This window comes from Halorussus marinus, from assembly GCF_004765795.1.
Taxonomy (GTDB): domain Archaea; phylum Halobacteriota; class Halobacteria; order Halobacteriales; family Haladaptataceae; genus Halorussus; species Halorussus marinus.
In genome coordinates, this window is the sequence record NZ_SBIV01000006.1 from 1 (window position 1) to 23,162 (window position 23,162).

Annotated in this window: 20 protein-coding genes; 11 read left to right on the forward strand and 9 right to left on the reverse strand. The window is 65.0% G+C overall.

Annotated features, from left to right (window positions below; genetic code table 11):
- Window positions 1-227: 227 nt before the first annotated feature.
- The 4 genes from EPY72_RS12350 (at window position 228) to EPY72_RS12365 (ending at window position 8,768) form a co-directional block, all read left to right on the forward strand.
- Window positions 228-1,187, forward strand: a complete 960-nt coding sequence (locus EPY72_RS12350; protein WP_135806629.1) for a hypothetical protein — start codon at window positions 228-230, stop codon at window positions 1,185-1,187.
- Window positions 1,188-1,233: 46 nt separating this feature from the next.
- The gene (locus EPY72_RS12355; RefSeq protein ID WP_135806630.1) at window positions 1,234-2,727 is read left to right on the forward strand and encodes an ArnT family glycosyltransferase; all 1,494 of its coding nucleotides are present in this window, start codon (window positions 1,234-1,236) and stop codon (window positions 2,725-2,727) included.
- Window positions 2,728-2,871: 144 nt separating this feature from the next.
- On the forward strand, window positions 2,872-5,553 hold the full coding sequence (locus tag EPY72_RS12360) for a hypothetical protein (RefSeq protein WP_135806631.1): 2,682 nt from the start codon (window positions 2,872-2,874) through the stop codon (window positions 5,551-5,553).
- Window positions 5,554-6,392: 839 nt separating this feature from the next.
- On the forward strand, window positions 6,393-8,768 hold the full coding sequence (locus EPY72_RS12365) for a BGTF surface domain-containing protein (RefSeq protein ID WP_135806632.1): 2,376 nt from the start codon (window positions 6,393-6,395) through the stop codon (window positions 8,766-8,768).
- Window positions 8,769-9,215: 447 nt separating this feature from the next.
- Here the strand turns inward: EPY72_RS12365 and EPY72_RS12370 are convergent, their stop codons facing one another.
- On the reverse strand, window positions 9,216-9,446 hold the full coding sequence (locus tag EPY72_RS12370) for a hypothetical protein (RefSeq protein ID WP_134671227.1): 231 nt from the start codon (window positions 9,444-9,446) through the stop codon (window positions 9,216-9,218).
- Window positions 9,447-9,884: 438 nt separating this feature from the next.
- On the opposite strand from EPY72_RS12370, the gene EPY72_RS12375 reads away from it, so the two are divergent.
- Window positions 9,885-10,178, forward strand: a complete 294-nt coding sequence (locus EPY72_RS12375; protein WP_244605573.1) for a DUF8028 family protein — start codon at window positions 9,885-9,887, stop codon at window positions 10,176-10,178.
- A gap of 80 nt (window positions 10,179-10,258) precedes the next feature.
- The gene (locus tag EPY72_RS12380) at window positions 10,259-11,227 is read left to right on the forward strand and encodes an aldo/keto reductase (protein ID WP_135806633.1); all 969 of its coding nucleotides are present in this window, start codon (window positions 10,259-10,261) and stop codon (window positions 11,225-11,227) included.
- 26 nt (window positions 11,228-11,253) lie between these two features.
- Here the strand turns inward: EPY72_RS12380 and EPY72_RS12385 are convergent, their stop codons facing one another.
- The 4 genes from EPY72_RS12385 to EPY72_RS12400 form a co-directional block, all read right to left on the reverse strand.
- On the reverse strand, window positions 11,254-11,448 hold the full coding sequence (locus EPY72_RS12385) for a hypothetical protein (protein WP_134671229.1): 195 nt from the start codon (window positions 11,446-11,448) through the stop codon (window positions 11,254-11,256).
- 40 nt (window positions 11,449-11,488) lie between these two features.
- Entirely contained in the window at window positions 11,489-12,415 is a 927-nt protein-coding gene (locus EPY72_RS12390; protein WP_134671230.1) for a DMT family transporter, read from the reverse strand.
- 57 nt (window positions 12,416-12,472) lie between these two features.
- Complete coding sequence (locus EPY72_RS12395; RefSeq protein ID WP_134671231.1) at window positions 12,473-12,964, reverse strand: CBS domain-containing protein; 492 nt, start codon at window positions 12,962-12,964, stop codon at window positions 12,473-12,475.
- 211 nt (window positions 12,965-13,175) lie between these two features.
- On the reverse strand, window positions 13,176-13,811 hold the full coding sequence (locus EPY72_RS12400; RefSeq protein WP_134671232.1) for a reverse transcriptase-like protein: 636 nt from the start codon (window positions 13,809-13,811) through the stop codon (window positions 13,176-13,178).
- A 219-nt stretch (window positions 13,812-14,030) separates the two neighbouring features.
- Here EPY72_RS12400 and EPY72_RS12405 point away from each other — a divergent pair, with 219 nt between their 5' ends.
- Entirely contained in the window at window positions 14,031-14,435 is a 405-nt protein-coding gene (locus tag EPY72_RS12405) for a DUF7344 domain-containing protein (RefSeq protein WP_135806634.1), read from the forward strand.
- Between the two features lie 18 nt (window positions 14,436-14,453).
- On the opposite strand, the gene EPY72_RS12410 is transcribed toward EPY72_RS12405, so the two are convergent.
- Together EPY72_RS12410 and EPY72_RS12415 are read right to left on the reverse strand one after the other, a co-directional pair.
- Window positions 14,454-16,712 carry an NADP-dependent malic enzyme gene (locus EPY72_RS12410; protein WP_134671234.1) on the reverse strand — a complete coding sequence of 753 codons (2,259 nt, stop codon included), beginning with the start codon at window positions 16,710-16,712 and terminating at the stop codon, window positions 14,454-14,456.
- Between the two features lie 89 nt (window positions 16,713-16,801).
- On the reverse strand, window positions 16,802-17,905 hold the full coding sequence (locus EPY72_RS12415; protein WP_135806635.1) for a M24 family metallopeptidase: 1,104 nt from the start codon (window positions 17,903-17,905) through the stop codon (window positions 16,802-16,804).
- A gap of 175 nt (window positions 17,906-18,080) precedes the next feature.
- Here EPY72_RS12415 and EPY72_RS12420 point away from each other — a divergent pair, with 175 nt between their 5' ends.
- The 4 genes from EPY72_RS12420 (at window position 18,081) to EPY72_RS12435 (ending at window position 21,160) form a co-directional block, all read left to right on the forward strand.
- Complete coding sequence (locus EPY72_RS12420) at window positions 18,081-18,557, forward strand: COX15/CtaA family protein (RefSeq protein ID WP_134671236.1); 477 nt, start codon at window positions 18,081-18,083, stop codon at window positions 18,555-18,557.
- Window positions 18,558-18,648: 91 nt separating this feature from the next.
- Window positions 18,649-19,554, forward strand: a complete 906-nt coding sequence (locus EPY72_RS12425) for a basic amino acid ABC transporter substrate-binding protein (RefSeq protein WP_135806636.1) — start codon at window positions 18,649-18,651, stop codon at window positions 19,552-19,554.
- 6 nt (window positions 19,555-19,560) lie between these two features.
- On the forward strand, window positions 19,561-20,427 hold the full coding sequence (locus tag EPY72_RS12430; protein ID WP_135806637.1) for an amino acid ABC transporter permease: 867 nt from the start codon (window positions 19,561-19,563) through the stop codon (window positions 20,425-20,427).
- On the forward strand, window positions 20,420-21,160 hold the full coding sequence (locus EPY72_RS12435) for an amino acid ABC transporter ATP-binding protein (RefSeq protein WP_134671239.1): 741 nt from the start codon (window positions 20,420-20,422) through the stop codon (window positions 21,158-21,160). Before EPY72_RS12430 ends, EPY72_RS12435 begins: the two co-directional genes overlap by 8 nt.
- Before the next feature lie 68 nt (window positions 21,161-21,228).
- On the opposite strand, the gene EPY72_RS12440 is transcribed toward EPY72_RS12435, so the two are convergent.
- On the reverse strand, window positions 21,229-21,891 hold the full coding sequence (locus tag EPY72_RS12440) for a hypothetical protein (protein WP_135806638.1): 663 nt from the start codon (window positions 21,889-21,891) through the stop codon (window positions 21,229-21,231).
- A gap of 80 nt (window positions 21,892-21,971) precedes the next feature.
- Window positions 21,972-22,943 carry a helix-turn-helix transcriptional regulator gene (locus tag EPY72_RS12445; protein ID WP_135806639.1) on the reverse strand — a complete coding sequence of 324 codons (972 nt, stop codon included), beginning with the start codon at window positions 22,941-22,943 and terminating at the stop codon, window positions 21,972-21,974.
- Window positions 22,944-23,162: the final 219 nt, after the last annotated feature.

The following is a 23,162-nucleotide window of genomic DNA, read 5'->3' on the forward strand; positions in this document are numbered from 1 at the left end:
CTTTGAGCAACCGGTACAACCTCCCCGATGAAGCGGGAGATTTGCGTCATGGTCAACGGAACTCTCCCGCTTCAACTCCTTTGATTTAGCGGCCTACCTCTCTGCCGTATGGCGATTCAACACAGCCCCGTGAAGGGGTTAAGGTCTACGATACCACGAACGCGGCAAAGTATTGGTTCGTAAACGGCAGTTGGGTATAGATTCACGGCGTGGCGTCAGCAGGCCGCGTGTTCAATCTGGCGGGAGATACGCCAGTCAAACTCCAGAACGTCCGCATCAAGAATATCGACTTGTCAAACCAGACGGGGCAACGCGGTACCTTCGACATAAACGCGGCAATCTCCCGTCTTGAACTCCAGAACGTCGAGTTCGCCTTTGAGACAGTCACCGGTATGGGATCGAACAAATACAAGGCTGTTAACGGAGGGGGAAGCAACACCGTTGGCGTATTCCGAGCAGAATCGTGCGATGTGACCGGAGCGATAACGACCAACCGAGCGACTCGCGAGTTTTTCAACGCCTTCTCGGTGGACGTGGCGAGTTTCGGCGTTGTCACGGACTGCACTTTTGACCGGCTCGACCAGTACTGCACGTTCCTGAACGCGAACGGTGAGGGGGCAACGGTCATCGTGAGCGACAACGCGTCGCTGCGGTGCGGGAACGGCGACCAGTTCAGGGCCGGGTCGAAGGGCAATGGCGAGATTGTCAAAATCGAGGGCAACACCGTCAGCGGGACGGCAAACACCGCCGATGTTGGAGCGGATGCGGACATTCACGGCGACCGTGGCATCATTATCCAAGGGACCGGGACGACCGATGCCGTGACGGTTGCGGACAACACCGTCCGGGGCGTTCTGGTCGGGTTTGACATTCAGCGGGGCGTGCGGTCGCTCATCGTCGAAGGAAACCACATTTACAACTGTGGTCACTACGACACGGCGAACCAGTCCCGTCCCGGTATTCTCTCCCGGACGAACGTGCGGAATAACGGGTTCGTGAAGGTCAACGGGAACCACGTCATCAACGAGACGGTAGACCGAGCGATGGAGCCGGGTATCGAGGTGCGAGAGACGGACGGGAACAGCACTGAGGACGCCACCGTGACGGAGAATTCCGTGAAGGGCTACGAGACGAACGGCGTGGTCGTTGCGGCGACTACGCAGGACGTGCGGGACAACACGACGTGACCGTTCCGATACACTAATAGACGGTTCGTGGGTTAACAGGCAAATAATGGGCTACCAGTTACGGAACATCTGCACAGACAGTACCGAAAAATTCTGGTACTTGGTCTGGATTCTCCCGGCAAGTGCCGTTCTCCCACTCCTCTTTGCACCTTTACTCATCCAGTACCGTGCAACCCGGGAAGTCGCAGGCTACTACCAAGCTCTCGCGTTTGCCCACGACGGACTCCAGTCATTCTCCTACCTCACCCCAAGAGAGAGCTTTAGTTCCCTCCACCTCTCAAGCCTCCTCACTGCACCATTCGCACACCTGGGTTTCGGCATACGGCTCGTCAGCATCACTGCCGCAATCGCCGCAACAATTCTCATCGGCCAGCTCGCATGGCACCGGTTCGGACGAACCGCAGGACTTCTCGCCCCACTATTCCTCTGGGCGCACCCGCTGTTCCTCCGCTTCTCGTATGGCGTCTTCCCGGAGGCACTCAGCATCGTACTCACGACGGGCGCAGTTGCCGCTATGTGGCGGTTCGTCGAGACTGATCATGACTGGTTATTCGGCCTTTCAGTTGCACTCCTCGTTCTCGCAATGGCGAATCACTTCTGGGAAGCCGTCATCGGCTTGCCGCTCTTCGTGATTCTCATCACCCGGCGGTACTACCTGCACGCACTCCTCCTGTCGCTTGTTACTGCCGGGACGGCCGGAACAATCTGGATGATTCGTCGCGTCCTCGGTCCCGTTGAATCCGGGAAACTCCTCGAACGCGGAACCATCGTGACTGACCCGGGGCTTCTTGTGTCTAGCGACTACTGGCTCGCCCACCTCCAGTCGATTCACCCGGTCGACCTCATGTTTACGCTGACCCTTCCCACCGCACTTCTCGCGCTCGCGGGCAGCCTCCGCTGGTGGCTGGTATCGCGTGAGGAGCGCGCTCTTGTCCTCGCGGCATGGTTGACGAGCGGCCTCGTCATTCCGATTGGAATCCCGCCCGGGTATCTCACCCACGATTACTATCTGTGGGGCGTCCTCGCACCGCTCGCGCTCGCAGGCGGCGTTTTCGTGCAATACACTACAGGACGACTACGAGATCGGGGGCATCCACGGCTGGCAGGCCACACGGTCCAGGCCGTAATCGTGCTACTCGTGTGTTCGGCATTCGGCTTCGGCCTCATTGTTGATGGGGGACTGCTCTCCGGCACGGGCGTCCCGGTTGCGGGCGAGTTCGACGGTCAATTAAGCGACCGGGATGGAATCGCGGTCAGTGAGCTGGCCGTCGCCGGGGAGGAAGTTGACCGCGCGGACGTGTCGGCAGCGAACGAGATCGTGTTTGTCGGAGACTGGAAACGCGGGTATTCTGGGCCAGTCGGAGTTGTTCTCGCGCAGACGGACGTATTAGTGAAGGGGTGGGAAGATCCACGGTACGAGCATCGGGGACGCCACGGTGCGTTTTCGCCACGGTTCGCTGATACTCCAGCGGCGGTTGAGGACTGCGGCGTGCAAGTCGTTCTCCATAATGACGATAGTGTTGTGGTCCAGAGTTGTTGAGTTCGGCGCTCTACATACCGCGGCGTCCATTCTCTTCAGACCCTAATTGAACTATTCGTTCTTGTACAAGATATAACTGAGTCCGACCAGTCTCAGCCTTGAGCATCGTCCCGTCGAACCAACTTCTGACATCCAGAGAGATCCATGCCTGAACTCGGTACCAAAGACCTCGGCACGACCGAACTCGGAACGCCTAGTTCCCAGACCACCAGAACGCTCACCGCAACCGGCGCGCTCACTACCGCGTCTGGCGCCGGCGCAACCCTCACTACCACCGGGACGCTCACCGCGACCGGCGCGATCGCGTCGACATCGCCCAGTGGCGCTGTCCTGAACATCGTCGACGAAACCACGTCCGAGCTCGGCGCTGGAACGCTCGGCACCGGCGAGCTCGGCGTTGCCCCTAACCCCAACACCGTCACGCTGACGGCGCAGAGCACGACCGCGGACGCTCGCGGCGCGACCACGGATCTGCTCACCTCGACGACGCTGCTCGCGACCGGCGCGACCGCCAGGGTATCTACTCCTGGTGCGACGCTCAACACGATCTCGGGCGGCATCCTCGGCACCGGCGAACTCGGCGGTGGCGAGCTCGGCGTCGAGACTGGCACCTCGGGCGTGTTCATGTCCGCCGACGGAACGACCGCAGACGCATCGGGCGGTGGAAATGCGAAACTCATCTCGCTCGATCTGCCCGAGGTCGCGACCGGCAGTCGTGGCTGGCACGTCGAAATCGATCATCCATCCGGCCGCACGCTCTCGCCCGAGCTGCTCGACGACCCCCAGTTCACGCCCGTGCTGAACGGCCGACCGAGAGTGACGATCCCCGTCCCGCGCGACGAGAAGTGGCTGTCCGAGGCGTTCGACGAAGCACGCCTCTCCGTCTGGAAGGACGGCCGGATCCTCCCGATCGACGAACTCATCTCGGTCCGCATGGAGCCTGGCCGGACGGTGCTCGTCGGACGGGGTGGACGGGCGCTCGCTGGCCGGGTTCAGGCCGAGTACGACAACAAGCAAGCCCACGAGGCCGTCCGGGAGCTTGGCGAGGCGAACACTCCGTACGTGATGAACGTCGACGATCCCGCGACCTCGCTCCAGTCAGACCAGCTGATGCAGTCCGGCGACGACAGTAGCGAACTTCGCGGAGTACTTGTCGAGCCGATCGCGCCGACAGACCCCGTCGAAATCGTTGATGGCCAGCTGCAACTCCAGCAGTCGGCGGTCGTGAAAGAAGGCGAATCCGTCGCAGGGTTCTCGGTGAGTGGAGGAGAGTATTCAGGTGGGGCTGCTGTCCAACACGAACTGCTCCCGAACACCTATACGTGGGATATCTCGTTCCTATACGACGTGGAGGCCGAACACGTCGGTATCGCCGTCCGGAACAAGATCGAAGATGGCTCCGACATCGAGGGCGTGAACTGGTACTTTAACGGCGAGCAGTTGGACTCCGTGACTGGCGGCTTCCTCCCGATCGAGTGGTCTGATTTCAGCGACGGCCCTCGATTCCAGGGCAGCGGATATAACGGCTACACTGGTGAAACATTAGAGGCAGGCGAGACGTACGAACTAGAACTGGAGGTTGTCGACGACGGCTCTCCCGGCGGGTATCATGTGGATCTAGTTTCCGTCTACGACACCCGATTTAACTACACATGGGACAACGATAACGGCGGGAACGGCGGCTACCTTGATGGCCCCGAGTTGAAACCGGACGCGTTCGAGGTCGTGTTCGACGATGTCGCCTCTGCGTTCAACGTCGACACCGGACAGATCGATATCGGGATCGACGACACGTCCGGCGGGCAAGCGCTCGCCCTCTCAAACGACCGCGGAGGGTCGTACACCACGGCGTCAAACACCGACACGCTCGACGTCGACTTCCAGGACGCCGGGAGTACACTCCGCTGGAAAGTAACCCTCTCCCGGTACGGCAGTCGGACCGGCGAGACACCAAAACAGGGATTCAACAGCCAGTCACTAGATTCGTTCGAGCTCCGAGCAGACCTCGAGGACACGCCGGTGCTTACTCAGCAGACGTACGACGGTGCGCTCGTCGACGTCCTGAACCAGATCGCGGACTACGGTGACTTCATCTGGGAGTTCCGCCGTGAATCGCGCGACGAGTGGAGTCTCGAGTGGACGAAGCCCGGCCAGCGGACCGCGGACATCGACGACGATATCGCGGACTATCAGGTGGAGAAGACAACTGAGCGCCGGTACGACCGCGCAATCATCAAGGGCGCGAACCAGCCCGTTCGCGGCGAGCGCTTCACTGCCGTCGAAGGCTCGTGGGTGGACCTCAACCAGTCCTCTCTGGTGTCGGCGACGGAGACTGTGCGCGACCCGTCGAGCGGTGAGACGTTTGAACTCAACCGCGATTTCGACCTCGACCGCCAGGAGGGCCGCATCCGAGTGCGGCCGGGTGGCGCGATGGCCGACGGCTCGGTCTATGAGATCGACTACGAATTCAAGACCCGTGGATCGTACACTGCTGAGGACGCCGATGACGATCCGGACGAGATGGTGCGGACGATCTCGTCGATCACGTCGAACCGTGGCTGTGAGCAGGCGGCGCTCTACTTGATCCGCAACATCAAGGATCCGCTCTGGGAGGCGGAGGTAACCGTGTCGACAGCTGACGCAGGTCGGTCGCTGGTAGACGACCTCGCACTCGAAGGACTGCCGACGCGCGGTGAGCGGATGGAGATTCAGGAGATCCAGCAGACGCCCCAGGAGGTCGTGTTGCGGCTCGGGAGCCGGCAATCGGTTGGTGAGGTCGTCAACGATATTCAGTCCTGGATCAGCACGGTCAGCGAACGGGTCTAGAGTTTAACCTACAGACTGGCCGGATCACGTCGCGGTGGTGGTTAAGATCACGGACTCGCCGGTCGACATGTCCGACAAGGAGAGATAGAAAGATTATTTTCGCTAGAAAGCACTCCACTAAATCGCGTGACAGCGGCGCATCCGATTAGCAGCTCACGTTCAATCTCTCTCAGCACGACTACGAATCGACATCGTAACCTCACTCGCGCAACTGCGCCGCGACCTCGTCGATGCGCCGTAGTCCCACAAGCAGTGCGGCCTCCCGTAGGTCTGCCTTCCGAACTGACTTGTCGAGTTGCTTCTTGACCGACCTGAGCATCTCGCTTGGCGTCTAGTGCATGGATTACGTGGGTTGACGGCCGAGGCTCTGATTGAGGTGTGGGAAGTATCCACAACCTATAGAAGATCACGATTGAGGCTAGATCGTGAGAGTGTTAGAGGTATCATCCACCAGCACTAACGGGGTTGTACAGTCGTCTCAATCGTCGTAATATTAGATCCGCTGGTAATTAGAGTATAGCGTTTGGGAAAAACCATGGCTTCGCGCCGGATGACGGCGCGAAGTCCCTACCCATGGCAGGCACGCCGTCTGCAGTTTGAAACCAACCAAACCTGTTCAGGGCGTGCGATTGATGATAATAATACAACATTTATAGTGTTTCTCATTTGTCTTGTATTATAGTTAATGAGTATTTCTTACTGACTTGAAAACACAAAGCATTTAATACGATAGGATAATTGACGTGATGTACCCCTACCCGACAGGCGTTGAGTAATGTTGCAGCCCTCCACGGGTATTCGCAACACAAAGGCCCTGTCACCCGAAACAAACGCAAACAATGACAACGACAAACGACAAGATCCGCAGTGTGGTGCTGTCTGCGCTAATGGTCATGTCCGTATTCGCGGGCGCGACCGCCTTCGCAGGCTCAGCCGCAGCGAATCACGGCGCAGACTCAGCAGAGTCGCTGACGACTCCCAATTCATATTGGGATGGTGAAGAGCTTACAATTGACATTACTAACATTTACGACGACGCTGTCGCCAACGACGACACTCTCGAACTGCGCGAGTGGGACGGTAGTGACGACGGCGTCGGCTCCCGCGTCACGCAGATCCCGCTCTCCGAAGGGACCGCCACTCTCGAAGAGGACGGTCTCGACGGCCAGTACGTCATCACGACCACTGGCCGGGAGCCGATCGTCTTCGACTCCGAAGAGGGTCCTTTCCTCTATGAGGACGCCGGAGACGTGACCGGAACTTACTCGGAAAGCGACGCTGTGTTCTCGTTCTCCGAGCAGGAGTTCAACGTGACTCCCGACAGTGTCAACGTGAGCTCTGGCAGTAACTCGATCACGGATGTCGAGATCGACTCGAACCGTGGCCGCTACAAAATCAACGTTTCCGCCGACGGCGACCTGAGCGCAAACGAACTCTACGATGCGTTCTATGGCGAACTCCCAGGTGACGCAGACGATCCTGTGAGTGAAGACAACATCGAAAAGCACAGCGCCGACGACGGTAGTCACAGTGAGGCCGGCACGCAAAGTTCAATCATCATCTCCGGCGCGTCGACCGATTCAGTTTACAGCGCCGACTTCAGTGAGTTCGAAACCGACGAGTACGAACTCACGTACCAGGTCGTCGACGCAGCGGGCGAAGACACGATGGACGTCAACGTCTCGGAAGCCGGCGACGCCGATGTCCGACTCCCGAACGACGTTGTCTCGAACGAGCGCGGTGACGACATCGAGTTCAACGTCTCGTTCGAAAACACCGAGACTGCCGACTTCCAGTTCGGTGACACCGAAGCCAACTTCGTGACTCGGTTCCGGGTCACGCAGGGTGATGACTTCGAGACAGACAACGTCACGCTGACCATCGAAACGGACGAAATCACCGACCAGAACGATCCGACTGAGTTCATCAATGCCGAGTACGGCTCGGTCACTGCGCCCGGCTACGACAGCAGTGGTGACGGCGATTACTACGGTGTCTGGACGGGCGGCAACATCGAGCTGGAGAACGATGACGGATCTGCCGTCACGGACGACAAGAGCACGCTTGGGTCCGCGATCGCGAAAGGGAACTACGATCTGAGCGCGTACCTCACGGACACGGCTGACGCGTATCAGGATCGGGCCGACAAGACGAGCATCAATATCGCGCAGCGCTCGACTGACGCTGTCGATACGTGGGTTATCCCTGACTCCGGGTCGCCGGACGACCTCGATGCGCTCCTCGATAAAGTTAACAACAGCGACACGATCACGTCCAGCGGTATGCTCGTTGTCGAGGTCCAGGCATCGGGAATCTACGGCTACATCGACGATACGGGCGACTTCACTGGCTCGGATAACAACGAGGTCGGCCACGATGCAGACGACTACCTCGAAAACAACGGTAAGAACGGCGTCTTCGTGAACGTCACGCAAGACGACGCGGGTCCGAACGCGGTGTCGTCCCAGTACTACGCGACCGCCGCTCAGCAGTACTACGAGGATGCGGAGAACAACACGTTCTACCTCACCTTCGATACCTCCAGCATGGGTAACGGCGACGGTCTCGTGACTGGCAACTCCTACACCGCGAACTTCTCGGTGCTCGAGGAGTACAACGCGTTCACCGACGATAATGAGGAAGTGTCCTCGGAGTTCAACTACGAAGAGCAGGATGTTGAGCTCAGCAATCTGAACGACGATGACGAGCTCATGCTCCCGAACTCGGAGAACGCGACGATCGAGGGCACGAGCAACCTCCCGCCGGGTACCGAGGTCGATGTTGAGGTCGAATCCTCGGGTAACTACTGGTCGGACAACCCCGAACTCGACGCTGATGGCGAGTTCTCGACGAACTTCGACCTCACTGAGCTTGAGAACGGGACTGAAGTCGACGTAACTGCGTCCGCTGGTAGTGCCGAGCACGAAGTGAGTGCGACTATCATGTCCGACTACGAGCAGGACGGCGGCGAGGACGAGACGACGACCGAAGAGACGACCGAAGAGACGACCGAGGAGACGACCGAAGAGACGACCGAGGAGACGACCGAGGAGACGACCGAAGAGACGACCGAAGAGACGACCGAGGAGACGACCGAAGCGACCGAAACCACGGAAGGTGACGGTGGCGACGGTGGCATCCCCGGCTTCGGCATGGCTGTCTCGCTGGTCGCGCTCATCGCGGCCGCGCTGCTGGCAGTCCGCCGTAGCAACTAACGTCCGCTAACCATCGAACCCTCACCGGGTTCGATTTGACGTGCCCCTCGCAGCTTCCATTTTTGCGGTAATTACCTTGCGATCCGAATTATTGAATCCTTTACTCCAATTTTAATACGGATGTGGTGTACTCTAAACGTCCTGGCAGGTCCAGTGTCCCACATATATACTTATGAAACTACTATATGCTATTAATATCTACATCTAACTTTAGATATGATATATATAATAGAAGGTGCGGGACACCGGTGCTCGTTGGCGTTGTCGAAGACGGCGATGTAGCGAGCGACGATACTGCTCCCACGCGTCCAGCCGTGATGGTCTTCGAGATGTCGGCGCGGTCGCGACCTCCTTCAGGATGTCTCGGACGCGGTTGTTCGAGATAGAGTCCGGAGAAGTCAGCTTGCAGAACCGGGGATCGCTGTCGTCGCCGGGATGGTCGTCGAGCTACTTCCGGGCGTAGAGGACCGCGAGGACGAGCACGGGCGATCGACGGCCAGTCTTCCCGTCGAGGGTGCCGTGGAGGCCGTACTGGTGGTCGGTGGCTGCGCCAGCGGTTCGGTCGAAGAGATCGCCCGGCCGGGAGCCGAGGTCCCAGGCGAGCGCGACGAGTGTGCGGTCGCGGGAGTTGAGACAGGCATCGAGCATCGGCGGGGTGTCTTCGTCCCAGTGCAGCATGTCGGTCGGGTCCGGCGCGGGATCGTATTTGTATCGGGCGTGTAAAGATCGGATGTAAAGCCCTTCCCAAGCGTTTCTGGCGATCCGCCGAACGCTTACTCTCTAGTCCCGCGCCTTCGAGTCGGTATGCGACCCGTACGATGTGCCGCCTCGGACCGCTCGGACCGATCGGCATCGGATACACGCGGCCTGAACTGACGAAGGCAACGCCTGATTACCTCGCGAACCGAGAGCGTAACCCCGCCGTACCGACTCGTCGATCGGCTCGCCGAAACCGGCGCAGAGTCGGTTCTAAATTTTATCGCGGCGCCTCGGACGGTTATGAAACGTTTCGGTTCCGGAGCGGTCGCGCTGAACTGATCTGAAATCGCGCTAACGCTCGTCGGCTTATAAGGTCTCGCTCGTGGTACGTGTCATCGCGGTCGAGGTGACCCCACGATGCCCGAATCGTCCCTCCAACAGGAAAACGGCTCCGCCGTGAGTTCCCCTGCCGACGCTGGCGAAGCGACCGCAGGGCGTCACAAGCTCTCAGCGCTGTTCGAGCGGTACCACGAGCACGCGCTCACCACGCCGTTCGAGGTGCTCGGTTTCTGGGCGGCGGTCGCGCTCCCGTTTCTCTACCTGCCGCTCTTGCTCACCGGGCTCTCTACGGACGCCGAACTGATCACGTTCCTCGGACTCCTCGCGCTCAACGTCGCGGCCCTCCTCGCCGGCCACGACCACAAGCGGTGACGAGGCCGCCCGGGCCCCGTTTTCGTCGTCGACTCGCGGAGATAGACGCGTTTAACCGCCGGCCGGACGACGGTGTACGCATGGGTCTGGACACGGTGTCGCTCGGGCGGACCGGCACGAAGGTCAGCGAACTCGCCTTTGGGACGTGGCGCTTCGGCCGCGAGAACGACGAGGACGACGTCGAGATCGGTAAAGAGCGCGCCCACGAACTCCTCGACGCCTACGCCGCGGCGGGCGGCAACTTCATCGACACCGCCGACATGTACGGCGACGGCCGGAGCGAGGAGTACATCGGCGACTGGCTCGCCGACCGCGACCGCGAGGAGTTCGTGATCGCCTCGAAGATCTACTGGCCGACCCGCGAGGACCCGAACGGCTGGGGGCTCTCGCGCAAGCACCTCCGAAACAGCATCGAGGGGATCCTCGACCGGCTCGGCACCGACTACGTCGACCTGCTCTACGTCCACCGGTGGGACGACGACACGCCGGTCGAGGAGTTCATGCGGACCCTCGACGGCTTCGTTCGCGACGGCAAGGTCAACTACCTCGGCGCCTCGACGCTCGAACCAAACGCCTGGAAAGTCGCCAAGGCGAACGAGATCGCCGACCGGCGCGGCTACGAGCCGTTCAAACTCGCCCAACCCCGCTACAATCTCGCCAACCGCGAGATCGAGGGCAACTACCTCGAGATGTGTACGGACTACGACATCGGCGTGGTGCCCTGGAGCCCGCTGGCCGGCGGCTTCCTGACCGGCAAGTACGAGCGCGACGCCGAGCCGCCGGAGGGGACCCGGGGTGCGACCGACCAGCAGTTCCGTGAGTCGTATCTCACTCCGGAGAACTTCGACGCGCTGGAGGCGGCCGAAGCGATCGCCGACGCGGTCGACGCCACGCCCGCGCAGGTCAGTCTGGCGTGGCTCGTCCACCACGGGCGGGTCACCGCGCCCATCGTCGGCGCTCGCACGGTCGACCAGCTAGAGGAGAACCTCGCGGCCGCCGAGATCGACCTCACCGCCGACCAGTTCGACCGACTGGCGAACGCGAAGTGAGCGGCTCGGCCGACTCGTTTTCCCCGCTATCGGCTCACGACGTACGCCACCACCAGCACCGCGACGGCGAGCACCGAGATCGCGGGATGGGAAAGCGTCTCGACGCTCAAGAAGTACAGTGCGGCGTTGGCGACCGCGACGCCCGCACCGGCGGCGAACAGCGCCTCGGTTCGGGCGTCGGCGCCGGTCGCCGGCGGGTCGCCGACCGTCCAGTCGTTCATCCCGGAGTGGTGGCGACGGCGCCATCATAGTCCTTCCGGACTACCGTCGAGTGATCGCGGCCCGGATTCGGGGGAGTTCGCGGGCGAGCGCCCGGCGCTTCAGCAGGCAGAACCCCGCGAAGATGACGAGGAAGCCGACCGCCGTCGCGGGGGTGACCTGCTCGTCGAGGAACCACCACCCCGAGAGCGCGGCGAAGACGGGCGCGACGTACGACACCAGATTGATCTCGATCGGGCCGAGTCGGTCGAGGAGATCGAAGTACACCAGAAAGCCGAGCGCGCTCGCCGCGACCGAGAGGTACGCCATCGCGGCGATCGACTCGGGGGTCCACGCGACCGCCGACAGCGACTCGGTCGGCAGGGCGGCGCTGGCGGCGTGCATCAGCCCCGCGCCGAGGAGCATCGACCACGCCTCCATCGTCTCGATCGGGAGTTCGGCCTCGATCCGCCGGGTCAGCACGCTCCCGAGCGCGAACGCCAGAGCGGCCGCGAACACCAGCCCCTTCCCGACCACGTCGGCGGCGAGCAGGTTGTTGGGATCCGGTCGGCTTAGGACGACGACCCCGACCAGCCCGAGCGCGAGCCCCGCCGTCCCGGCGGCCGTCAGGCGTTCGCTCGGTAGCAGTAGCCGCGCGAAGCCCGTCGTCAACACCGGGCTGAGGCTCACGATGACCGAGGCCGTTGCGCTCGTGGTGTGTTGCTCGCCCACGAAGAGGAAGGCGTGATAGCCCGCGATCAACAGCGCCCCGCCGACCGCGACCAGCGACCACTCGCCGCGGGTCCGGGGCCGCCAGCGCTCGGTCGCGTACACCGCGTAGCCGAGCATGATGACTCCCGCGATGTCGTAGCGGATCGCGGCGAACAACACCGGCGGAAAGTACTCGAGTCCGGCCTTGATGGCCATGAACGCCGACCCCCAGACGGCCGCCAACACGACGAACAGCGCGACGTTACGGTATCTGCTCACGCCGACACATCACGGGCCGGGTGGGGTCAACGTTTCGAAGCGCGCTCTGCTTGCCGGTTAGTCGGCGCGTCGTTCGTCCCGGATCGCTCGCAGTACGTCTTGGCGCGCGACGATGCCGACGAGTTCGCCCTCGCTGACGACCGGCAGTCGGTTGATGTCCCGGTCGTCGTCGGCGAGCAGGTCGAGGATCGCGTCGAGGTCGGCGTCCGGGTCGACGGTCACCACGTCGTCGGTCATGATCGTCCGGACGGGCTTGCCCGCGTGTTTCAGCAGGTCGAGTTCGGCGTCGAGTTCGTCCCACGAGAGGTCGATCGCGTATTCGATGGTCTCTAAGAACGGCGGGAGCCCGACCGGGATCCAGAGGGTGCGGTCGCTCGGCTGGAACAGGTGGACGAGGTCGTGTTGGGTCACCATGCCGACGACCTCGCCGTCGTCCACGACCGGAAAGCCGTTGAAGTCGACTCGGGCGAGCCGGGTCAGGACCTCGCCGATCTCGTCGTCGGGACTGACCGTCTCCACGTCGGTCGTCATCAGATCGCGGGCGTTCATGTCGGTGCCGAGGGCCGCCCGGCCCGTATGCGTTCCGATGGCGGGCTCGGGCGGCGAGAGGAGTTACGGTCCGCGAGCCCGTCTCGGTTCCCATGGCGGATCAGGACGGCTACGTCTGTGAGGCCTGTGGCGACGAGTTCGAGTCCGAACGGGCGCTCCGCGACCACGTCGACAGGGTGGGGCTGGTGAGCTGACCGGGAGCCGCCCGCGGTCAGTCGCTGGCTCGGCGGTCGGCTCTGGAGGGCGGCGGGATCTGGGCCTCGCTCGATCCGATGTCTTCGGGGAGCAGACACCGCTCGGAGCCCGCGTTGACGTGTGCGTACTCGCTCGGCGCGTTCGCGAGCGCGTGGGCGGGGTTCGTGTCGCTCCCGACCACGGCGGCCCGTAGCTCCTCGAACCCGCAGATGCGCGCACGGATCCCGCGCCAGTGGTTCCGGTCGGCGGTCGGGATCCGCAGCTCTCTTGGGGGCGATCGGTCGCTCCGGCGGGTCGCCAGCGACGCGCTGTTGACGTTCGCCGCGAGGTCGTCGTGGTCGACCACGACGCCGACCCGGGCGTCGGCGGGCGCCCGCTCGGCCAGCACGTCGAGCCCGAGGTGGAGCGCCCGGTACTCGGCGGCGTTGTTGTCCGCGACGGTGTCGTCCGGGAGCGCGATCCGTTCGACCCGTCGGCCGTCGCGCGTCTCGATGATCGCGCCGAGCCCGCCGCCGCCGCTGTCGAGGTCGTAGGAGCCGTCGGTGGCGACGTAGAAGTCCCGGTGGTGGGTTCGGGGCGGGTGGGCGATGTGGGGCGTGGGCGATTCGTCGAACAGTGCCCGGAGGGGAGCAGACCGGCCGTGAACGGCCATACGCTCGCTTCGGTGTCCGATCCCTTAAGTGTACGGCCGCGAGCCCCATCGCCGCGTCGAACGCCGCCGTCCGATGCGGACCCGTCCGCCCGCCGACACACGGTTTCGATCGTCCGTCTCCGGGCGAGTCGGGCGGTACCCTTATGTCGATCACCGTGGTCGTAATCGGACGGAACGGCGCCCGGCCGGATCGGTTCCGGGCGCTCGGTCACCTCCACTATGAGCCACGACCACTCCGGGGAGACGGACGTCTCGGCTCCCCACGCTCCGATGCAGGACGTACTGCCGATGACCGGCGAGAGCGAGCGCCTCGACGCGGTGTTCCGGGCGCTCGCGGACCACCGCCGCCGATGGGTGTGTCACTACCTCGCCCGCCGGGACGGCCCCGCCTCGGTCGACGAGCTCGCCGAACTGCTCGCGGCCTCGACGACCGAGAAGCGCCGGGCGGTGCTCACCGCCGCCGAAATCGAGAAGACCCGAGCCGAGCTCCTCCAGATCCACCTCCCGAAGCTCTCGGAGGCCGGCGTCCTCGACCACGACACTGAGGCGAGTCGGGTCCGGTTCGCGGCAGACGACGACGTCGAGGACGTTCTGGGGGTCGCCTCGGAGACGGACTTCGAGTGAATCGCGGGCTCGCGAACGCTACTCGTTTTGCTGGGCGTCGACGACCGCCACGCCCGCCAGATTTACGATGTCTTTGACCTCGTCGCCGCGCTGGATGACGTGGACCGGCTTGTCCATCCCGACCAGCATCGGGCCGATGGCCTCCGCGCCGCCGAGGCGCTGGAGGAGCTTGTAGCCGATGTTGCCCGCTTCGAGGTTCGGGAACACGAGCACGTTCGCGGGGTCGTCGAGATCGGAGAACTCGTAGGTTCCCTGCAGGATCTCCTCGACGACCGCGGTGTCGGCCTGCATCTCGCCGTCGACCGGGAAGTCGACCGCGGAGTCCTCCCGGAGGCGTTCGGCGGCCCGGCGGGGCTTGCGTGTGCCCTCGTTGTCGACGCTCCCGAAGTTCGAGTACGACAGCATCGCCGCGCGGGGCTCGACGTTGAACCGGCGGGCGAGCTCGGCGGTGTGGCGAGTGATCTCGGCGAGCACGTCCTCGTCGGGGTCCTGATTGACCGTGGCGTCCGCACAGAAGATGACGCGGTTCTTGAACGTGAGCATGTAGACGCCGGCGGCGTACTCGGCGTCGTCGGCGGTGCCCACGACCTGCAGGGGCGGTCGGAGCGCCGACGGGTAGTGGTGTGAGAGCCCGGTCAGCATCGCGTCGGCGTCGCCCTGCTCGACCATCACGCTCCCGAAGTAGTTGCCGTCCTTCCGGACGAGGTCCGCGGCCTCGCTCTCGGTGATGCCCTTCCGGCGTCGGATCTCGTAGAGGCGCTCGGCGTACTCCTCGTAGTCGCCGGCCGCCGGATCGGCTATCTCCGGGTCGAAGTCGAGGCCGAGGTCGGCGGCGGTCGCCTCGATCCGATCGGCGTCGCCGATGAGCACGGGCTTGGCGATCCCCTCCTCGGCCATCTGGTAGGCGGCCCGGACCATCTTCTCGTCGTCGCCCTCCGCCAGCGCGACCCGCTTGGGATCGGACTTGGCCTTGTTGAGCACGACCCGCATCATCTCGCGGGACTTGCCGAGTCGGGCTTCGAGGGTCTCGACGTAGTCGTCGGTGTCGAGTTCCCCTCGGGCGACGCCGCTCTCCATCGCGGCGTCGGCGACCGCGGGCGCGACCTCGAACAGCACGCGGGGGTCGAGGGGCTTCGGGATGATGTAGTCGGGGCCGAACTGGAGCGGCTGGTCGCCGTAGGCCTTCACGACCGCGTCGGGCACGTCCTGCTTTGCGAGGTCCGCGAGCGCCTCGGCCGCCGCGACCTTCATCTCCTCGTTGATCTCGGTCGCGCGCACGTCGAGGGCGCCCCGGAAGATGAACGGGAACCCGAGCACGTTGTTGACCATGTTGGGGTAGTCCGAGCGGCCGGTCGCCATGATGACCGTGTCCTCGCGGGCGGCCTTGGCCTCCTCGTAGCCGATCTCGGGGTCGGGGTTCGCCATCGCGAAGATGACGGGGTCGTCGGCCATCGACCGGACCATCTCGGGGGAGACGATGTCGGCGACCGAGAGGCCGACGAACACGTCCGCGCCCTCCATCGCGTCGGCGAGGTCGCCCTCGGGCACGTCGCGGGCGAACTGGGCCTTGTACTCGTTGACGTCGCCGTGCTCGGCGCGCGTCTCGGTGATGATCCCCGAGGAGTCACACATCGTGATGTTCTGTTTGCGCGCGCCGAGCGACTCGTAGAACCGGGCGGTCGCGATCGCCGACGCGCCGGCGCCCGAGAAGACGATGTCGAGGTCGGCGAGGTCCTTGCCGTTGATGTCGACGGCGTTCAACAGCGCGGCGCCCGAAATGATCGCGGTGCCGTGCTGGTCGTCGTGGAACACCGGGATGTCCATCTCCTCGCGGAGCGTCTCCTCGATCTCGAAGCACTCGGGCGCTTTGATGTCTTCGAGGTTGATCCCCCCGAAGGTGGGCTCCATCGCCTCGACGGTCGTGATGATGTCCTCGGCGTCGGTCTGGTCGAGTTCGATGTCGAACACGTCGATGTCGGCGAACCGCTTGAACAGCACGCCTTTCCCCTCCATGACGGGCTTGGACGCTTGGGCGCCGATGTCGCCGAGTCCGAGTACGGCCGACCCGTTCGAGACGACCCCGACCATGTTGCCCTTCGCGGTGTACTGGTAGGCGTCGTCGGGGTTCTGGTCGATGTGGCGACACGGCGCGGCCACGCCCGGCGAGTACGCGAGGCTCAGGTCGCGCTGTGTGTTGGTGGGTTTCGTCGTCGAAATCTCGATCTTTCCCGGCGGTTCCTCTCGGTGATACTCCAGTGAGTCCTCGTCGAGTCCCATGGCGCGACAAATCGCGCCCGTCCCTAAAAAACTATGCGAACCCGTCGAAATTGATTTCGACGAACGACGAACTCACGGGGTCGACTCGCTCACTCCTCGACGACCAGCACGTCCGGGCGCGAGACCGCGGCGTCGACGCCCTCGGCCGACACCTCGGTCGTCGGCCACCGGCCGGTGTCGGTCAGCACCTCGAAGCCGCCGTCGGCCACCACCACCGTGTCCTCGCTCTTCGCGCCCGCGACCGTGGGGTTCCACGCGTAGGCCATCGGCGCGGTCACCGCGTGGTCGGCGTCGGGCCTCGCGATCCACTCGCGGCCGGCGAACCCGGCCGCCCCGCCCTGATGGTGTCGCCGCCACTCCCCGGGGTGGCCCGCCCGGTCGTAGGCGTCCCGAATCGCGTCGAAGACGTCGCCGGCGGTCCCGCCCCGCTCGGCCGCGTCCCGGGTCGCGCCGAGCGCCGCGACCTCGACCGCCCGGGCGGCCTCGTGGCGGTCTCGCAGGTCCGCGAGCGCCCCGTCGGCCAGCGCCGACTCGAAGGCGACCGTCCGGGTCGCGCTCGCGTGCAACCCGCCGCGCTCGGCGGTCACCGACACCAGCGCGTACCCGCCGAGTTCGGCGTCGGTCGGGGTGTAGTGGCGGTAGGTACGGGCGCGCTCGGCGCCGCCGACCAGCGCGACCGGCGCCTCGATGTCGCGGGCCGACAGCGCGACCCGGAGCGCGGAGGCGACCTCGGTCTCGGCGTCGCCGGGCCGGAGCTCGCGGCAGACCGCCTCCAGCGCGCTCGCGGTCTCGCGGCCGAGTTCGCGGTAGCGCGCGACGTCGTCGTCGGTCAGCGGCTGGCGAACCCGGCGGGGCTCGATCGACTCGAACCCCGGCACCTCGAAGTCGGCCGCGGCGGGCTCGGGCGCGCGGTCGGCCACCGCGGCCGCGAGCGACGTCTCGTGCCACGCGAACGACGACACCGAGACGCCCGCGTCGAGTTCCTCCTCGCGGAGCCGGTCGGCCTCGATGTTGCTGGTCACGACCTCGAGGCCGTCGCCGTCGTAGCCGACCGCGGCGACGCCGACTTCTGCCTCGCGGTCGACGACGTTGCTCGCGCCGGTCAGCCACGCGAACGCGTTCGGCCGGCCGAACCACACCGATTCGAGGTCCCGGTCGTCGAGGGCGGCGTCGAGGCGCTCGTGTTTGGTCATGCGTGGTCGGTCGCCGGCGACCGCCTTGAAGGGCGCGGCTTCGACGGCCGCGGGCGGCGTCCGCCTCCGAGCCGCGGTCGGACAACTCTAAGTGCGACCGGCCGAAACGTCCGATGAGGGGAGTTCAAACCGTGCAACTCAACACACGATTCGCGTCGACGGGAGGGCCGCGCTGATGGTTCGATTCCGACACCTCGCGGCGGTCACCACCGGGCTGACGTTCTCGCTCATCCTGCTTGGGGTCTACACCGCCGCGATGGGCGCGGGACTGTCGTGCTCGGCCCAGTGGCCGCTCTGTGACGGCGGCGTGCTCCCGCAGACGTTCCCGAGCTTCGTCGAGTGGTTCCACCGCCTCGTCGCGATGATCACCGGCTTCTTCATCATCGCCACGACGGTCGGCGCGTGGAAGTACCACGCCGAGCGCCGGATCCGCGGGGCCGCGACCCTCGCGCTCGCGGTCACGCCGCTCCAGATGGTGCTGGGCGGGGCGACGGTCTTCGTCTACACCCCGGTCGTGCAGGTGGCCCACCACGCCGCCGCGCTCACCATCTTCGGGTCGCTTATGGCGACCACGCTGTGGTCCTACGAGAGCGAGCGCGCCCCCGAGAGCCGGTCGACCGACGCGGCCGCGGGCTATCCGAGCGACGACTGACCCTGATTTTAGCGGCTCTCCCGTCCGAATTTCGACCTTTCAGGCCAACGGTTATGTGTGACCGTACTGCACGTAGTACCGGGGGAAACAAATGAACGTAAACAGACGGACGTTCGTTCGGGGGAGCGCAGGCATCGTCGGCGGACTCACGCTCGGGGGCGTGGCCGCCGGACAGGACGACGAGACGATCCGGATCGGCTCGGACATCCCGTACAATCCGTTCGAGTACCGCACCGAGGACGGGACGCTGGTGGGGTTCGACGTCGACGTAGCCGAGGCCGTCTTCGCCGAGCAGATGGACAGGGAGTACGAGTTCGTCCAGACCGGCTTCGACACGATCATCCCGAGTCTCAACAACGGGAACTTCCGGATCATCATGTCGGCGATGACGATCAACGAACAGCGCGCCGAGCAGGTCGACTTCTCGGACCCGTACTTCATCGCGTTTCAGACGGTGGCGGTGCTCGAAAGCGGGGACGTCCAGAGCCTCGAAGACCTCCGGGGCCGGACGGTCGCCGTCCAGAAGGGGACGACCGGAGAGGCGGCCGCCCAGGACCTCCAAGAGCAGTTCGACGGCGAACTCACGATCGACAGCTACGACCAGATCACCGGCGCGTTCAACGCCCTACGCAACGCCCAGGCGGTCGCGGTCATCAACGACAACGCGGTCAACCTCCAGTACGTCGACGAACGCGACTCCGTCGTGATGCTGGAGGGCGAGGGCCAGGCCGCCGAGGAGTTCGACGACGCGCCGCCGTACCTCACGCTCACCGTCGAGCGCTACGGCATCGCGTTCAGGCAGGACGACGACGAGTTCCGCGAGCAGGTCAACGAGGCGCTCGCCGCGGTGATCGAGAGCGGCCGGTACGCCGAAATTTACCGCGAGTACTTCCCGGGCGACCCGCCGGCGGGCATCGTCGGCGACGCCGGGACGACGACGGCCGACGGCGAGACGACCGACGAGGCGCCGACCGAGACCACCGCCGACGGCGGGTAGCTCGCGATGGGGGAGACGTACGCCGACGACGCGTCGGTCGAGGAGACCGCCGGAGACGGCCTGCTGACCGACGAACGCGTCAGGATCGCGGGGCTCGCGGTCGCGGTCGTGTTCACCCTGGCCGTCGCGGGCTTCGTCGGGCTCGTGTTGGTCGACTACGTCGACTACGACCTGCTGGCCGCGGTCTTTCCGCGATTCGTGTTCGCGTTTCTCCGGGTGCTGATGGTCGTGGTCATCTCCAGCGTGCTCGCGGTCACGGCCGGGGTGTTCGTCGGCCTCGGTCGGGTCTCCCGGACGTCGCTGACCTACTCGATCGCCACCGCGTACGTCCAGTTCTTCCGGGGGACGCCGCTCCTGTTCCAGCTTTTCATCATCTATCTGGGCATCCCGTCGCTGTGGCCGCCGGGCCAGTTCCCGATCAGCCAGAGCTGGACGGTCGTCCCGGGCGTCCTCTCGATCGACTGGAGTTTCATCACGGCGGTCGTCGCGCTCACGCTGAACCACGCCGCCTACGTCGGCGAGGCGGTCAAGGGCGGCATCAACGCCGTCCCGGAAGGCCAGATGGAGGCCGCCCGATCGCTCGGGATGTCGTACGTCGACTCGATGCGCGAGATCGTCCTGCCACAGGCGTGGCGCAACGCGCTTGCGGCCATCGGCAACGATCAGGTGATCCTGGTGAAAGACACCTCGCTTCTGACCGTCATCGCGTTCCCAGAGATACTCACCGTCTTCCGGGAGGTCAACTCGAACCAGTTCGACGCGTGGACGCCGATCGTGCTGGTCGCGGTGACGTACCTCGCCATCACGCTCCCGCTGATGTGGCTCGTCCAGTACCTCGAAGACCGCGCCGAATGGGGGGCCGACCGTGCGTGACTCGGCCCCGGCGGTCGCCTTCGACGGCGTGAACAAGTACTTCGGCGAGACCCACGTCCTGAAAGACGTCGACCTCGCGGTCGAGGACGGCGCGGTCGTCGTGATCGTCGGCCCGAGCGGCTCGGGCAAGTCGACGCTCCTGCGGTGCGTGAACCGGCTGGAGGAGGTCCAGTCGGGCGAGGTCCGGATTCAGGGGGAGTCGATCACCGACCCCGACGTGGACGTCAATCGGCTCCGCCAGCGGGTCGGGATGGTGTTCCAGCACTTCAACCTCTTCCCGCACAAGACCGCTCTGGAGAACGTCACGCTCGCGCCGATCCGCGTTCGCGGGCTCCCGGCCGAGCAAGCGATCCGGCGTGGCCGAGACCTGCTCGCGGAGGTCGGGCTGGCCGAGCAGGCCGACTCGTACCCCGCCGAGCTGTCGGGCGGCCAGCAACAGCGGGTCGCCATCGCCCGGGCGCTGGCGATGGACCCGAGCGTGATGCTGTTCGACGAGGTCACCTCCGCGCTCGACCCCGAGCTCGTCGGGGAAGTGCTCGAAGTGATGCGGGCGCTCGCCGACGAGGGGATGACGATGCTGGTCGTGACCCACGAGATGGGGTTCGCCCGCGAGGTGGGCGACCGCGTCGTGTTGATGTCCGACGGCCGGATCGTGGAGTCGGCGCCGCCCCCGGAGTTCTTCGAGCGCCCCGAGACCGACCGGGCCCAGCGGTTCCTCTCGCGGGTTCGGTGACGCCCGACGCTGTCAGCGCCGCCGTCGCGGGCGGGCTGTTCCGGAGTCGCGCTCGGGCAGAGGTTCGGTCAGGCCTCGCTGACCGTGCGTCGCTCGCCCGCCGGAAGCGTCGGCTCGTCGCGCCCGTCGTCGAGCGTCTCGTTGGCCACCTCGCGGCCGACCCGGTCGTCGAACCGATAGAGGTCGCGGGCCCGCGTCGAGAGGTTCCGAGCGCGTTCGAGGTCGACGTCGTAGGTGTCGCGCATCACTTCCGGGAGCGTCTCGGCGGCGCGGACGGTCCGATTGGCCCGGACCTCGACGCCGCGGGCCCGGATCACGAGCTCGGAGACCGACGACCGGTACTCGCCCGCCGACAGCTCGTGTGCGTCCCGAGCCTCGGTCAGGTTGGCTCGGATCGCCTCGAGACGCTCGACGTACGCCTCGATGGTCCCGACCTCGTCGGCGAGGACCCGCGCGCGATCGGCGTCGCCGGTCGCGTTCGCCAACCGCTCGGAGAGGCTCCGGTTCCAGAGTTCGCCCTCGACGGTCGCGCCCTGCGCGCCGACCGCGCCGGCGAGATGCTGGCCCGGCGCGACGGTGGTGTTGTTCTCGCTGGTCGTCTCCTGGCCCGGCCACTCGGGGTCGGCCCACGGCTCGTCGCCGTCGGGCTCGGTCGGTCGGTCGGCGGCCGCGACCGGGGCGATCGACGCCATGACCATCACGCCCGCAATCGCGATTACCGCGGCTTTCATCGATCGTTTCCACGGCCCCAACCGCCAATAAGCCGCCGTTACTGAACCCGGATTAACCCGAATTAAGCGGCGTTCACCCCTCAAAGCTCCTCCTGCGGGAGCGCGAGGACGTTCTCGCGGCCGAGCCGGAAGCTCTCTATTTTCCCCTGCTCGCGGAGGCTTCCAACCACCTGACTCGTCTTGGCCTCGGTCCACCCGAGCTCTTCGACGATCGCCTTCTGTTTGACGCGCCCGCCGCGGCGTTCGAGCAGTCGCAACACCCGCTCTTCGTTGCTCAACAGTTCCTCGGGCATGTCGTCGTCGGGGTCGCCGACCTCCTCGCGGCGGTAGAGCCACCAGCCGCCGGCGACCGCGGCCCCGAGAACACCGAGCGCGCCGACCGCGGCGCCGACCGCCCGCCACGGCACCTGCGGGCCGGTCGCGGGCGGCGCGACCACGATCCGGGGCTCGTCGCGGCCGAAGGTCAGTTCGCCGATCCACACCGCGGTCCCGTTTCGCTCCTCGTCGGGCGGCGGTCGAATCGCCGTCGCCTCGTAGCTCTGGGGCCACGAGATCAGCAGTCGGGTCTTGTCGTCGAGCGGGAGCCCGCCGATCGCGTCGCCGATCCGGAGCCGGTCGCCCGCCGTATCGGCGAACTGGTGCCACTGGAACGAGTAGGTGACGACGCCGTACCGCTGGGGGAACTGGCGGATCTCGGCGTCGACGGTGTAGTTCTCGCCGGTCATGTTGCGACCGGTGGCGCGCTCGGCGCTCGCGATCGTGCTCGCCATCCGATCGGTGAACTGGTCGGTGTACTCTGTCGAGTTGTTCTCGACGTCGTCTCTGAGACTCTCGAACGCGGCGGCGGTCTCGCCGTCGTCGAGTCGCGTCCGGTAGGCGACCGCCCACGTCGCGGTCCCGTTCTCGTGGACCTGCACGTCGAGGATGATGGTGTCGGCGGTGACGTCCGGCGTCGCGGTCTGGGACGCGGCGGCCGTCACGCCGGGTCCACCGACGGCGGCCGTCAGGCAGACGACGACCGCCAGCACCGCCCCGAACTGTCGAGCCCCCATTCGTCGTGAGTCTCCGACGCGCACGAAAAAATGGGTTGCGCTAATTAGGATCGACTTATCGAGCGCGTGTCTGTTCCACGCCCCGTTTCTCGATAGTATCGGCTCCTTACTCGGAGTATGGGATCGATACGACGCTAAATTCGCGGTGAATTCGGCACAACCCGGACCCACCTCCGCCAATCGGCTTTCAGGGTTTCGGGGGTTGAAACCGCTGTCAGT